Annotated in this window: 11 protein-coding genes; 5 read left to right on the top strand and 6 right to left on the bottom strand. The window is 68.9% G+C overall.

The features are described 5' to 3' along the window. The first annotated feature begins 1 nt into the window (after position 1). On the top strand, positions 2-838 hold the full coding sequence (locus QHF85_RS41315) for a methyltransferase domain-containing protein (RefSeq protein WP_281332948.1): 837 nt from the start codon (positions 2-4) through the stop codon (positions 836-838). A 16-nt stretch (positions 839-854) separates the two neighbouring features. On the opposite strand, the gene QHF85_RS41320 is transcribed toward QHF85_RS41315, so the two are convergent. The 4 genes from QHF85_RS41320 to QHF85_RS41335 all read right to left on the bottom strand — a co-directional run bounded on the left by QHF85_RS41320 (position 855) and on the right by QHF85_RS41335 (position 5,479). Beyond that, positions 855-1,418, bottom strand: a complete 564-nt coding sequence (locus QHF85_RS41320; protein WP_281332949.1) for a hypothetical protein — start codon at positions 1,416-1,418, stop codon at positions 855-857. A 146-nt stretch (positions 1,419-1,564) separates the two neighbouring features. Then, positions 1,565-2,791 (bottom strand): YncE family protein, encoded by a 1,227-nt coding sequence (locus QHF85_RS41325; RefSeq protein WP_281332950.1) that lies wholly within the window; start codon positions 2,789-2,791, stop codon positions 1,565-1,567. Then, positions 2,788-3,420 carry a hypothetical protein gene (locus QHF85_RS41330; protein WP_281332951.1) on the bottom strand — a complete coding sequence of 211 codons (633 nt, stop codon included), beginning with the start codon at positions 3,418-3,420 and terminating at the stop codon, positions 2,788-2,790. The genes QHF85_RS41325 and QHF85_RS41330 overlap by 4 nt, the downstream gene beginning before the upstream one ends. 73 nt (positions 3,421-3,493) lie before the next feature. After that, the gene (locus QHF85_RS41335; RefSeq protein ID WP_281332952.1) at positions 3,494-5,479 is read right to left on the bottom strand and encodes an alpha-amylase family glycosyl hydrolase; all 1,986 of its coding nucleotides are present in this window, start codon (positions 5,477-5,479) and stop codon (positions 3,494-3,496) included. A gap of 24 nt (positions 5,480-5,503) precedes the next feature. On the opposite strand from QHF85_RS41335, the gene QHF85_RS41340 reads away from it, so the two are divergent. The 4 genes from QHF85_RS41340 to QHF85_RS41355 are packed head-to-tail and all read left to right on the top strand — an operon-like array spanning position 5,504 to position 10,214. After that, positions 5,504-6,625: a hypothetical protein gene (locus QHF85_RS41340; protein WP_281332953.1), complete on the top strand. Its 1,122-nt coding sequence runs from the start codon at positions 5,504-5,506 to the stop codon at positions 6,623-6,625. Further along, positions 6,626-7,492, top strand: coding sequence for a PHP domain-containing protein (locus QHF85_RS41345; protein ID WP_281332954.1), 867 nt, complete (start codon positions 6,626-6,628; stop codon positions 7,490-7,492). Positions 7,493-7,542: 50 nt separating this feature from the next. Beyond that, positions 7,543-9,669 carry a hypothetical protein gene (locus QHF85_RS41350; protein WP_281332955.1) on the top strand — a complete coding sequence of 709 codons (2,127 nt, stop codon included), beginning with the start codon at positions 7,543-7,545 and terminating at the stop codon, positions 9,667-9,669. Then, positions 9,666-10,214, top strand: a complete 549-nt coding sequence (locus QHF85_RS41355) for a peptidylprolyl isomerase (protein WP_281332956.1) — start codon at positions 9,666-9,668, stop codon at positions 10,212-10,214. The genes QHF85_RS41350 and QHF85_RS41355 overlap by 4 nt, the downstream gene beginning before the upstream one ends. A 75-nt stretch (positions 10,215-10,289) precedes the next feature. Here QHF85_RS41355 and QHF85_RS41360 read toward each other — a convergent pair whose 3' ends face one another. Together QHF85_RS41360 and QHF85_RS41365 are read right to left on the bottom strand one after the other, a co-directional pair. Beyond that, positions 10,290-10,907, bottom strand: a complete 618-nt coding sequence (locus tag QHF85_RS41360) for a glutathione S-transferase N-terminal domain-containing protein (RefSeq protein WP_281332957.1) — start codon at positions 10,905-10,907, stop codon at positions 10,290-10,292. Positions 10,908-11,028: 121 nt separating this feature from the next. Next, on the bottom strand, positions 11,029-12,744 hold a 1,716-nt coding region (locus tag QHF85_RS41365), incomplete at its 5' end, for a myxococcus cysteine-rich repeat containing protein (RefSeq protein ID WP_281332958.1).

A 12,744-nucleotide genomic window follows, 5' to 3' on the forward strand; every position in this document is an offset into this window, starting at 1 on the left:
CATGTCAGCATCCGACATCTATCTGCTCGGGCAGAGCGAGCGGGAGGAAGAGCGTCTCCGCAAGCAGATCGAGGAACTCGCGGGTGAGGCCCGGTGGCTTCTCGATCGATGCCAGATTCGCCCGGGCGCAAGGGCCCTCGAGCTCGGCTGCGGGCCGCAGGGGGTGCTCGAGCAGCTCTCCGAGCGCGTGGGGCCGTCTGGGACCGTGGTCGGGCTGGACAAGAACGAGGGTTTCGTCGCTTCGGCACGGGAGTATGTGGCGGAGCAACGGCTGACCAACGTCGAGGTCGTGCAAGGGGACGCGAGGGCCACGAACCTGCCCAAAGCGTCGTTCGACGTGGTGTTCTGTCGGTTGCTGCTCGTGAACGTTCCAGAGCCAGAACGAGTCGTCGAAGAGATGGTCTCTTTGCTGCGTCCCGGCGGCGTCATCGCGAGCCACGAGGCAGACTATCTACCGCACATGTGCGACCCGCCTTCCCCGGCCTGGGATCGTCTGTTCGAGATTTTTCAGGCCTATTCGCGCGCAAGGGGCGTCGACCTGTTCATCGGGAGGAGAGTCCACCGGATGCTGCGTGACGCCGGGATCGCGGAGATTCAAGTGAATCCGGTGACCCACGTCTACCCGCACGGCCATAACCGCCGGAGCATCTTCCTCGACTTCATCCAGAATGTCCGCGACGAGCTCGTCAGGGGCGGCTTCGCCAAGGACGACGAGCTGAACGCGCTCACGCGAGACCTGAAGCGCCATTGCGACGACCCCGATACACTGGTCGTTTCGCATCTGTTCTTTCAGGTTTGGGGCCGCAAGCCGGAACGAAAGGCGTGCGAGCAAGGATGACCGAGCTCGTTCGGGGTCAAGAATCGAGCGGGCCGAGTAGCCAGTGGCCGGGGGAGTCGGGCGATTCGTCGAAGTAATAACCGCGAATGGCCTCGACCAGATCGCTGACGGTGATGAAGCCGTCGCCATCCTTGTCGATGCGGTGGAACGCATCTCGAGAAACCTGTTCGGGCACGCGCATCAACGAGGCCATCCAGCGAACCTCGTCGGAAACGGTGAGCCTCCCGTCGCGGTCCAGATCGACGACGTCCATCACCGCGTTGATGTAGGGGACATAGCTCTGATCGAACGTTTCCGGCGTCTCGAGCATGCCCGCCGCGAACGCAGCCTTGTACTCGGCCAAGCTGATGCGATCGTCTGCGTCGAAATCGGCGACCTTTCGCAGGTGCTCCCACAAGCCCAAGCTGATCTCGACGAGCCTTTGCCGGGCCGGAGATTCGGGCCCGTGGCCGAACTCCTCGGCCATACGCACGGCCGATACCTCGAAGTCACGTCGCTGCAAAAATCCATTGAGATCGTGGTCATGCGCGCGAAAGCGTCGCGCGAGCCTGCGCTCGAGAAAATTCGTCAATTGAGACATGCGGTCATCGGTACCACCGCGATGGGCAGGGTGTCAATTGCCCATACACGCGGGAGCCCGTGAACAACGCCATGCGCCGGGATCCCGCGTGTTTCTGTGCTCGCAGTCCTGGGCAACGGAGATGGAAGCGCCGAGGCCGCGTCGGCTCAGGGCGCCGAGCCCGGGATCTGGGCAATGCCGTCGGGATACACGCCGACGACGGCCTCGCTTTGCGTCGCGAGCGTCGCCGCGTCGAGCACGAGGACCTTGCCCGGCGCCACGTGATCACCCTCGCAGATGAGGACGAGCCGCGCGTCGTCGAGCCGATCGGCGACGTGGGGCCATTTGCATTCCGTGGCCGTGAAATCGCGGCGGGTGATCTCCTGGTCGGATTCGAGGTCCCAGAGGACGAGCGCGTCCGGGGATTGCGTGGGGATCCACAGGCGCTTTCCGTCTCCCGAGAAGGCCGGGAAGAAGGGCGCGCCGAGCGTGTCGATCTGGCGGTCCGGATCCATCGCGTTCGCCTCGACGTCGAAGAAACGCACGTCCTTCGAGACCGTGTTGCCGAGCGCCAGGGTTTTTCCGTCGGGGGAGAGGACCGCCGAATAGGGGCCATATTTCGGATCGCCGATCGAGGCGCCGGAGGCGTCGACGGGGATTCGATCGAGCACCTCGCGTTTGTCGAGGTCGACCACGGCGACGACGTCTTCGCCATAACAGGCGACGTACGCGCGGGCGCCGTCGGGCCGCGAGAGGACCATGCCGTGCGGCGCGACGCAGGTCGTGATCCGCGCCGGATCGACCGAGCCCGTGGGGAGGACGGCGTCGGGGTCGACGAGCGCGAGCGTGGCGCGGGCCTTGTCGAGGTTGCCTGCGTTCTTGATGGCGCGCTGGAGATCGAAATGGGAGACGACGACGCGGCGGCCGTCGTCCGAGGCCACGATGTCGCCGGGATTCGCGTCCACGCGGACCTGGCCGAGGATGCGGAAATCGGCGAGCGAGAGCTTTTGCACGTAGCCGGGCTGGATGCTGCTGCCGTGCGAGCTGTGCGGGCCGCCCGTCGCCACGACGGGATACGAGAGGCCGATGTAGGCGAAGCCTCCCGCTCGATCGACGGCGACGTGGTGCGGGCCGTCGAGCCCGACGGGATCACGGCCGACCGGGACAAACCCTCGCTTTTCGCCGGTGCCGAGGTCGAGGAGCGAGAGCGTGTCCGAGAGGCTGTCCGTGACGATTCCGAGTCCGCCCGCGGGGACGGCGACGGGCTCGCGTCGATCGGGGAATGCGTCGCCCGTGTACGGGTCGTAGCGATATTCGATCGGGGGCTCCCCGCACGCGGGCAGGGCGGTGAGCAGGGCGGCGGCGGCGAAGGCGCGAAGGTGCATCGCGGTCATGGCGTGATCGTAAAGGTGGTTTTGCTGCCCTGGAAGGGGCCGCCATCCATGTCGATGCGGTTGTCGACGAGCTGCGCGCCCTGGAGCTCGACCGTGATGGGCGCTTTGGCCGCGGTGATCCGCGCCCAGACCGAATCCGTGGGCTTCCACGAGGTCTCGCTCGTGAAGACGCGGGCGAGCTTGGGATCGGTGTCCGAGGAGACGACGAGCCAGGTCGCATACCCCGTGAACGGCGTGCCGTGCGCATGCGCCGCGCGGACGGGGCCGAGGAGCGCGGCGAGCGGGGCGAGGAGCGGCTCGTCGCGGGGCTCGGCACGGAGCAGAGCCGGGGGCGCGGGCGGCGTGAGGCGCGAGGAGGCGCCGACGAGCCAGGAAAACGTGGGAATGGTGGAGGCCGGGAGCGCGCCGGCCATGGGGGACGTCAGCGTGGGCGCCTGGGAGGCGACGTTCGCCGGCGGGCTCGCTTCGGTGGCGGCGAGGAAGGCGGCGAGCGCCTCGTCGGTGGTCGCGCCGCCGTAGACGACGTCCTCGTACCCCGCGGGGACGCCCTCCCCCTCTTCGTGGTCGCAGGCATAAAGGGACGCGGAGGCGAGCGGGATCAGAATTGCAAAATGAAAAAGGTTTTTCATGGCAAGCTCCGTGCGCCGGTCGGGCCGGGGTCGCCCTTCAGCGTAGCGCATCGGGCGCCCGTGGCCAGGGCCCTCAGCGGGCGCGGAGGACGAGCGCCGCCGCGTCCGTGGCGAGCGTGAGCGTCTGGCCCGCGAGCCGCGCCTCGCCGAGCGCGAAGAGCAGCGACGCGGAGGGGAATGCGTCGTCTTCGAGGTCGACGTCGACGGGGGAAGCGACATTGACGGCGACGTCGAGGACCTCGCCCGCGTGGGCGCGGCGAAAGATGAAGAGGCCGCCCTCGGCGAAGAGGATTTCGAGCGCGCCGCGGCGGAGCGCGGGGTGAGATGCGCGGAGAGCGAGGAGGGAGCGGATGATTGCAAAGGCGCGCTCGCCGGCGGGATCCGGGCGGAGGGGGAGGGGCATTCGATCGGGCCAGACGTCCTCGGGCTCGGCGATCGGGGTCTCGGCGAAGAGGTCGTATTCCTCGCCATAAAGAAGCGAGGGGACGCCGGGCCACGCGAGGAGGAAAAAGAGGCCGAGCAAGCTTCGGCCCGAAGGACCGCCGTGCTTGCGGGCGACGCTGGCGAAGCGGGGGTGGTCGTGTGTCGAGACGAACCGGAGCGAGCGGGCGCCGGGGGCGCCTCGATCGAGGTCGAGCAGGGCGAGCCGCTGCGCCGCGAGCTCGGCGGGGATCGCGCGTTTGGCGAGGAAATCGACGAGGACGTCGTGGAAGCCGAAATCGGTGGCGCAATCGAGGGCGCCGCGGCTCGTCCAGCGGTGGGCGTGCGCCGGGACGAGCTCGCCGAGGACGACGGCGTCGGGTTTGTCGCGGCGGAAGGTGTCGCGAAGGGAGACGGCGAGGTCGTGGGGGACCTCGGCGGCCATGTCGAGGCGCAGGCCAGAGGCGCCGCGCTTCGCCCAGCAGGAGGTGGCGGAGAGGACGAGGGCCCGGACCTCGGGGTGATCGAGGTTCAGCAAGGGGGCGTCTTTGCGCCGGCCGTAATGGCGAAGCTTCGGCGCGCCCCGGGAGGGGGTTGTCCAGTGAAACCAGGCGGCGAACGGGGAGTCGAGGCCGCGGGCGCGGACGTCCTCGTAGGGCGGGAAGCCGCGGCCGGCGTGCGAGAAGGCGAGGTCGACGAGGAGGCGGATCCCGCGGGAAAAGGCCTCCGAGGCGAGGCGCTCGAAGGCGGGTTCGCCGCCGAGGGCCGGGTCGATCTGGAGAGGATCGACGAGGTCGTAACGATGGCAGGAGGCGGCGACGATCGTGGGCGTGAGATAAAGGACGGTGACGCCGAGGTCGGCGAGGCGCGGCAATGCGAGGCGAATGCCGTCGAGGTGGCCGCCGGCGGGGCGATCACGGCCGGGATCGTGGCCCCAGGAGGCGCCGGGGCGCGGGGCGAAACGATCGACGAAGATCGTGTAGACGACGGCGTTTTTCCACCAGGCGGGAAGATCGTCCGCGGGGCCGGGGACGAGGGAAAATGCCTCGTTCGGGCCGGGATCGAATCGAATGCGGGTGGGCCTCGCCGGGCCCGGGAGCTCGGCGCGGAAGAAGAGGTGCTCGTCCTCCTCGGCGGCGCGGGTCATTTCGAGGGCGCCGCGTTCGTCGCCGGATTCCCATGCGAGGCGCAACGAATCACCATGACCGCGGCGCAGGCCGGCGATCAGGATGAAATGGTCCTCCTCGGGCGCTCGCACGACGAACGGCGGCGCGGGGGCGAAGAGCAGCGGCTCGGGCGCGCCGCCGACGGAGAGGACGCTGTTTCGAATGCGATCCCGCGAGCGCGTCCGGGGGTTGTCGAGGTCGAGCGACCAGACGCCGCCCGCGCGGAGCTTGTACGAATACAGGCCGACGGGGAGGTCGAGCGTGGCTTCGGCGATTCGCTCGTCGGGCGTCGCGCCCGGCGTCGAGGCGAGCGGGATCCCCGTTTGCCAGTCGCACGCCTCGCCGAGGAGCTCCACGGGCGCGCTCGGCTTCGCGCCGGGGAAGGCGCCGCGCGCGCGCAGGTGGACGGAAAGGAGATCGGGCGGCGAGGTGGGATCACGAAGGAGGGGTGTGGTCGGGTCTTGTCGCGGCACGCGGCTTCATCTTACCCTCGGGCAATGATCAAGGTGAGGGTGCGAAAGGCGGGGACGGGCGTCGCCGCGGCTTCGGGGCTCATCGCCCTCTCGGGGGCGCAGACCGGGTGCGTGGCCGAGCCGATCGAGCCGGGCGAGGAGCCGATCGCCGAGGCCGAGGATTTGCTCTCGCCGGGCACGGGCACGCTCGCGCTCGACGGCTTTCCGGGCAACTTCACGGTGAAGCTCGTCAACGCGAACACGGACGAGTTCCTGCGCGCCGGCCAGGCGCTCTCGATCGAGCTGCCCGTGTGGCTGCTCTGGGACAAGCTCTACCCGGGCAGCCCGCTGCCGACCGATCTCGCGCGGCTGCAACAGATCACGGCGACGGTGACCGTGAGCGCGATCGACAAGGCGACGACGATCGCTTCCCTGAAGGCCGCGGTGACGACGTACAGCGGCGCGGATTCGTATGGGCTCAAAGCGATCACGAAGACGTTCATCGTGCCGTCGAAGGCCGACTGGCTCACGTTCGCGGTCACGATCACGGACCTCGCGCCCGCGGGCGTGGCCGCGAGCATCACGGCGGCGGAGCTTTCGAAGCTCGCGGTGTTCGGCGGGGAGCTGCCGAACAAGAGCTTGTTCATGGATTCGGCGCAGTCGACGAAACGAAACCGGATCGTCGAGGGCGACGATCCGATCGCGGGGGCCGAGCTCCTGCTCGCGGTGTCGGACTGGCGGGCCGACGTGGTCGTCGACAAATCGCTGATCGACACGCAGATCGGCAAGGCGCAGAGCGCGAGCCGGTTCGGCATGGTGACGATCCCGATTTACGGCAAGATCGTGCACGAGGTCTCCTACGGGGTGCATTTCGACGACGGCCTCGACTGGCGGCCCGAGGCGCCGCTCACGGAGACCCCGAATTCGCGGTTCGTGGGCGCGGGGCGCGTGACGTACGAGGCGACGATCCAGGTGCCCGCGAAGGCGCGGCGGATGATGATGTACACGCACGTGAAGACGTACCTCGTCGCCGATTACACGGGGTTCGCGAACATCACGGAGAAGTGGTACGCGGACAACGCGAAGGTGCTGAAGGCCGACAAGTACGACAACCCGAACGGGGCCTTCACGAATTATTCGTTCTCGATCACGAACACGCTGCCCTGAATGCAGATCCCGACGGACCTGCACGGGCACACGTCGTTCTCGGACGGCCGCGCGACGCCGGAGGCGTACGTGAATTTCCGTCGCGAGATCGGGATGCGCGCGATCGCCGTGGCGGATCACGACGTGCTCGCCGCCGTGCCGCGCGCCGCGCGGGCAGCGGCGGACGCGGGGCTCTTGTTCCTGCCGGCCCTCGAGGTGACGTCGTTCCTGCATTTCGGGACCGATCGGGCCGAGCAGTTTCACGTGCTCGCGTATTATCCGCCGCGCTTCTCGATGTTGCCGCTCCTCCGGCAAACGGCGCTCTACCGGCGTGGCGAGCGGGTGCAGGCGAAATGGAAGGCGTTCGTGCTCGCCTGGATGGAAGGGATCACGGAGGAGGAGCGGCGCGCGATCGATCCGGGAGGGGAATTCGAGGCGCTCGCGCCGGCCGATTTTCCGGCGCTGCAATCGATGCTGGACCGCGTCGCGTCGCGGACGACGTTGTTTCCGGCGTTCCGTGATCATCACGTGCGGTTCTGGGAGGAGGATCGGGAGCTCTTCGGGTGGACGCCGGAGGAGGCGATCGATTGCATCCGCGAGGACGGCGCGCTCGACGTGGTGGCCCATCCGGGGCGGTACCGCGACAAGGAGAGGACGCGCGCGGTCTTGCTGCGGTCGAGCGGGATCGAGGTTTATACGTCGCGGCACAAGGCGGAAGTGGCCGAGTCGTTCCGCGCATTCGCGGAGGAGCATAAAAAATGCTGGACGGCATCGTCGGACGATCACCAGAACGCACGGTACGTGAAGCCCGCCGCGGGGACGCCCGTCTCGACGATCGAGCGGATCCTGGGGCGAGCGCTGCCGATCGAGGCGATTCTCTCGGCCTGAAGCGGCGCTCGCTCGGGATCCTGTCGGCGGCCCTGATCCTCGCGCCGGGCATGGCGCGCGCGGCCGATCCGCCCGCGGCGCCGGCTCCCGTGCAACCGGCGCCGACGCCGGGCGGCTGGGCCGGGGAGCTCGACGCGCTGTCGAAATGGATCGCGGACCGGGGCAAGGGGCCTTCGTGCGCGGCGCGATGTTATACGCTCGAGACGCTGAAGCTCTCGGGCCGGGTGGGGGAGGGGCCGCTCGAATTCGAGCTCGTGGGTCGGGTGCTCGCGGACGGGGCCGTCGACGTGCCGCTGTTCGGTTCACCGAAAGAGGTGCGGCTCGAAGGCGTGACCGAGAACGACAAGGAAGCGGCGATCGGATTCGAGGGCGATCGGTATTTCCTGCACACGTCCGCCAAGCGGTTCGTGCTCAAAGGAAAGATGACGCTCGGGACCGATCTGACGCTGCAGATCGCCGGGCCGCTGAACACGCTGGAGGCGGACCTCGCGGCGGGCGCGGTGGTCGAGGGGTCGCGTTTGTCCGGGATCCTGGGGACGACGATCCACCTGAGCCGGCAAGACAAGGCGGCCGAGGCGGGGCCCACGGTCTTCCAGCTCTCGCGCGCGGTGCGCGTGGGGCGCGAGATCAGCTTCGAATATCGGCTCGTGATGCGCTCGGGGACGGACCTCGGGGTCGTGCGATTGCCGCTCACGCTCGGCGAGAAGGTGCTCGACGTGACGGGCGCGACGGGCTTCCGCGTCGAGGGAAATGAGCTCGTGTTGCCGACGTCGGGCCGGACGGCGGAGATGACGATCACGGGCACGCTCGCGAAGCTCGAGGCGATGGCGCCGGACGCGCGATCGGGCTACGAGTGGTGGCTCCTCGAGAGCGATCCGGAGCATCGCGTGGCCGTGACCGGGGACGCGCGGCAGGTCGATTCGGCCGAGTCGCCCATTCCACGGTCGCAGCCGACGTCGCGGCTGTTTCTGGTGCAAAAAGGCCAGAAGATGGAGGCGGCCGTGACACCGCTCGCGGCCGTGGACGCGCTCGCGGCGGTGGTGCAATCGCACCAGCGGACGGTGGTGGTGACGGCGCGCGGAGACGTGGTCTCGCAGGATCACGTGAACTACGAGAACAATGGCGTCGATTACCTCGCGTTCGCCCCGTCGGGCCGGCCGATCTTCCTGTCCACGTCGGGGAAGGCCGAGCGGATCATGCGGCAGGGCGCGGACGCGGAGGAGATCCTGGTGCCCCTCCGGACGGGGAGCCAATCCGTGCAGGTGCAATCGCTCTCGCAGACGGGATTGAAGCCGCTCTTCGGGACGGTGACGGTGCCGATGCCGTCGTATGCATTGACGGCGAGCCGCATGCATCTGACCGTGGGGTTGCCCGCGGGGGTGTTCCCGCTGGCGCTGCTCGGCGGGGATCGGCCGAAATGGGCGGTGGAGGGGAGCGATCTCCTGGTGTCGGGCATCGGCTTCGCGGCCGGGTGGGCCGCGGTGCGGCCGGGGCCGGGGACGAGCGCGTCGCGATTGCGGACGCTCCGCATTCTGGGTGGAATCGTGCTCGCGTCGTTGTGGTTCCTCTGGGAGCCGGGGTTCATTCTTTCGCTCATCGCGCTGGGGCTCTGGGGGCTCATCTGGCTCGTGGGCGTGTTCGCGAAGGGCACGGCGCGGGTGGCCGCGACGGTCGTGCTCCTCGGCGGGCTCGGGTTCGTGGGGCTCGTCGGCCTCGCCGCGATGGGCTCGCGGGCGCCGATGAAATCGTCGGACCTCCGCTACGAGCCGCCGCCGCAGACGGCCTCGGCGCCGGCCACGGCGGCGAGCGGCGGAAAGCTCGACGAAGATCGGGCGGGCAAGGGTTGGATGGACAAGGGCGGCGGGGTGCTGGAGGGCGTGACGCCGGTGCCGCTGCCGCTGCCGGATTATCGGCATTCGATGAGCGCGAGCCGTGAGCTCGTGACGAAGGATCGGCCGTTCCGTCCGACGCTGGTGTACGTGACGGACACGGCCGTCGCCCCGATCGCGGTGCTCTGGCTCGTGGGCCTGGCGATCGTGGTGAGCGCGCATCGAGGGCGCATGAAGGATGCATATCGGCGGCTGCGCGAGCGGATCGACCGCGCGGCGGCGGCGCCGGCTGAGGCGAAGGCGGCGAACGTCGAGGCGCCGAAGGACAAAGAAGGAGAAAAGGAATGATGAAGGCAGGAAAAGGCGGTTTCGTGACGCTCCTCGCCGCGACGCTGCTCGTGGCGTGCGGCGGCGCAGCTCCGGAGCCCGTCACGCCCGCGGAAAAGGCGCCCGAGAAGGTCGCCGAGGCGCCGAAGCCCGAGGCGGCGCCGGCCGGGCCGGACGCGGAGAAGGCCGCACAATGTATTGCTACGGCAAACGCGCAGCGCGCGAAGTTCAGCGGCGAGCCGCCGAAGGTGACCGTCAAGCACATCCTCGTGAGGTACGCCGGGTCGAAAAACGCCGACGCGTCCATGAAGCGCACGCGCGAGGAGGCGTGTCTGCGGGCGATGGAGGCGCGCGACAAGCTGCGTGAGGGCGCGGATTTCGACGAGATGGTGAAGGAGTACAGCGAGGAGCCCGGCGCGGCGTCGCGCGGCGGCTCCGTGGGGGAGATCGAGCGCTCGATGGTCGTGAAGAACTTCGCGGACGCGGCGTTCGAGCTGTCCGTGAACCAGATGAGCGACGTCGTGGAGACGGAGTTCGGCTTCCACCTGATCGTGCGCTCGCAGTGAGCGAAACGAAAAAGGCGCGCCCCCGGTTCTCCCCGGGCGGCGCGCCTTTTTTCATTTCTTACGACGTCGAACGAATCAGCGGGCCTTGCCGATCGCCTTCTGCCAGGACGGGCGCTCGCTGATGCGGCTCCACCACGCCGCGACGTTCGGGCGCTCCTTGACGATGTCGCCGAGGCCCGTGTCGAAGAGGTATTGGAAGTACGGCGCGTACGTGATCTCCGCGATCGAGAACGAGCCGGCGATGAACTCCTTGCCGACGAGCGCGCGCTCGAGCACGTCGAGGGCCTTCGCCGCGCCCTCCTTGCCGTTCTTCACGACCTCCGGATCCGGCGTCGTGCCCTTCATCGGCGAGAAGAAGATCTCGAGGATCGCCTTCATCGCGGGCGGGCTGAAGTACGACTGCTCGACGCTGATCCACTGCTCCATGACCCCGAGGTCCTTCGCGTCCGTCGGGGCGAGGCCGCCGAGCTTCGCGTTGAGGTAACGCAGGATCGCGCGCGACTCGTAGAGCACGAAGCCGTCGTCCTCGAGGACCGGCACGACGCCGAAGGGATGGCGGGCGAGGTGCTCGGGGCTCTTCTGCTCGCCCTTCATGATGTCGACGAGCACGAACTCGTAATCCACGCCCTTCTCTGCCAGAGCGCAAAGGACCTTGCGCGTGCACGTGCTCGCCGGATGACCGTAGACCTTCATGGAATTCCTCCTCCCCGTCACGCAACGGGACGTTTCGCCCCGCTCCCATACTCCCGCTGGATAGCGTCGTCCACCCTCGCGATAGGCCGCGAGGGATGGTGCGCCGCGTCGGGCGCGAGCGTCACAATCCGTAAACGTGGACGTCGTCGATTCGCCATTCCTCGGCGAGGGCGTCGCCTCCGGCGGTCTGGTCGTCGTAATGGAAGCGGATGGCGAAGGGCTTGCCCGCGACGAGCCCCGAGAGGTCGATGCGGACGTGCCCCGAAGCGTCGAGCGTGTACGCGGCGATGGGGCTGAAAGGCCCGCCCATGACGGAGATTTCGACCGCGGCGCGGTCCGTGGCCGAGGTCCAGTGGTCGAAATTGTGGTCGAATTCGAGGAAGACGCGCGTGAACGGGGCCGCGTCGAGGGTCGGGGAGGCGAGGATCTCGCCGTCGAGCGCGACGTCGAGCTCGTCCTTGACGAGCATGTAAGCGCCGCCGGAGGCGCTGCCCGTGGTGTTGTCCTGGGGGCAGCCGAGGAGCGGGTCGCAGCGGTAGAAGCCCTTGCCGTCACCGCCGGCGTCGACGGTGGAGAACGGGTCGAAGTTCGTCGAGAAATCCTGCGCGAGGAGGTTCGTCACCGCGGCACATTTGGGGCCCATGCCGAGGTCGACGCAGGCCGCGCCGGCGGCGCAGCGGTTTGTCTTTCCAGACGGATCGCAGGCGAGGCCCGAGGCGAGGACGGGGCGGATCGTCGCTTCGAGGCCATACGCGCCGACATCCATCGCGCTGAAGCCGTCGACGACGACGTAATACGTGCCGGCGGCGAGGTTCGTCAGGTCAAACGACTCGGGGTGGCCGCCGAGCTCGGCGTCGGCGCAAGCGAGCTCGTTTGCATTCATGGCGCAAGCGTCGAGCAGGTATACGCCGACGTCGAAGAGGGGCGAGGAGGGCGCGACGCGGACCGAGAGATCGGCCGGGCCGGAGAGCGTGAGCGCATACACGGCCTCGGGGCCGCCGCCGGTGCAGCTCGCGGAGAGGTCAGCGGCGTCCGCGGCGAGCGTGGTGCCGGCGTAGTTGCCCGCGGATGCAGAGGAGGGCATTGCGCAGGTGCCCGAGGCCTCGACGGGGGCGAAAGGCCGCTCGGTGACGCGGAGCTCGTAGGGGCCGACGTCGGCCGCCGCATAACCCGAGACGACGAGGAAGACGGGCGTCGCGGGCGGCAAGACCGCGGTTTCGACGCGCGCGAGGGGGCCGTCGCCGCTGTCGTCGTCGCAAGCGTGCTCGGCGCTGGTGTCGAGGCAGTCGAGGTAAGCCCAGGCGACGGTATCGTCGAGCGCGCCGCCGATGTCCGTGGTCTCGAAGGTCACGCGCGCGGGAGACGAGCCCGTGACGTATCGATGCACGATCGCAGGCGCCATCGTGCCGCCGGCCGAGCAGGTTGGCGCGCCGAACCCGAGGACGGGAGAGCCGATCGTGGTGCCGGCATACACGAGCGTCTCGCCCTGCATCTGGCCCTTGGCGAGCAGGTCGACGGCGTCGCCGCAGGTGGTGCCGGGCTCGAGGAGACATTGGGAGGAGCAACCATCGGCAGGCATGGTGTTGCCGTCGTCGCAGGTCTCGCCCGGCTCGATGAGGTCGTTGCCGCAGAGAAGCGAGGAGCCGCCTTGGCCCCCGGCGCCGCCGTTTCCTGCGCCGCCCATGCCGCCCGCGCCGCCGCTGCCGCCTGTGCCGCCTTGCCCACCTGCGCCGCCGATACCGCCTGCGCCGCCGATACCGCCTGTGCCGCCTGCGCCGCCGATACCGCCAGCGCCGCCGCTGCCGCCCGCGCCGCCACTGCCGCCCGCGCCGCCACT

Origin of the sequence: Polyangium sp. 6x1 (genome assembly GCF_029946515.1) — a bacterium.
Classification (GTDB): Bacteria; Myxococcota_A; Polyangia; order Polyangiales; family Polyangiaceae; genus Polyangium.

Excerpts from the sequence above, each read along its gene's own strand:
- QHF85_RS41315 (WP_281332948.1), top strand. The coding sequence starts at position 2 with ATGTCAGCATCCGACATCTATCTGCTCGGGCAGAGCGAGCGGGAGGAA.
- QHF85_RS41320 (WP_281332949.1), bottom strand. The coding sequence starts at position 1,418 with ATGTCTCAATTGACGAATTTTCTCGAGCGCAGGCTCGCGCGACGCTTT.
- QHF85_RS41325 (WP_281332950.1), bottom strand. The coding sequence starts at position 2,791 with ATGACCGCGATGCACCTTCGCGCCTTCGCCGCCGCCGCCCTGCTCACC.
- QHF85_RS41330 (WP_281332951.1), bottom strand. The coding sequence starts at position 3,420 with ATGAAAAACCTTTTTCATTTTGCAATTCTGATCCCGCTCGCCTCCGCG.
- QHF85_RS41340 (WP_281332953.1), top strand. The coding sequence starts at position 5,504 with ATGATCAAGGTGAGGGTGCGAAAGGCGGGGACGGGCGTCGCCGCGGCT.
- QHF85_RS41345 (WP_281332954.1), top strand. The coding sequence starts at position 6,626 with ATGCAGATCCCGACGGACCTGCACGGGCACACGTCGTTCTCGGACGGC.
- QHF85_RS41350 (WP_281332955.1), top strand. The coding sequence starts at position 7,543 with ATGGCGCGCGCGGCCGATCCGCCCGCGGCGCCGGCTCCCGTGCAACCG.
- QHF85_RS41355 (WP_281332956.1), top strand. The coding sequence starts at position 9,666 with ATGATGAAGGCAGGAAAAGGCGGTTTCGTGACGCTCCTCGCCGCGACG.
- QHF85_RS41360 (WP_281332957.1), bottom strand. The coding sequence starts at position 10,907 with ATGAAGGTCTACGGTCATCCGGCGAGCACGTGCACGCGCAAGGTCCTT.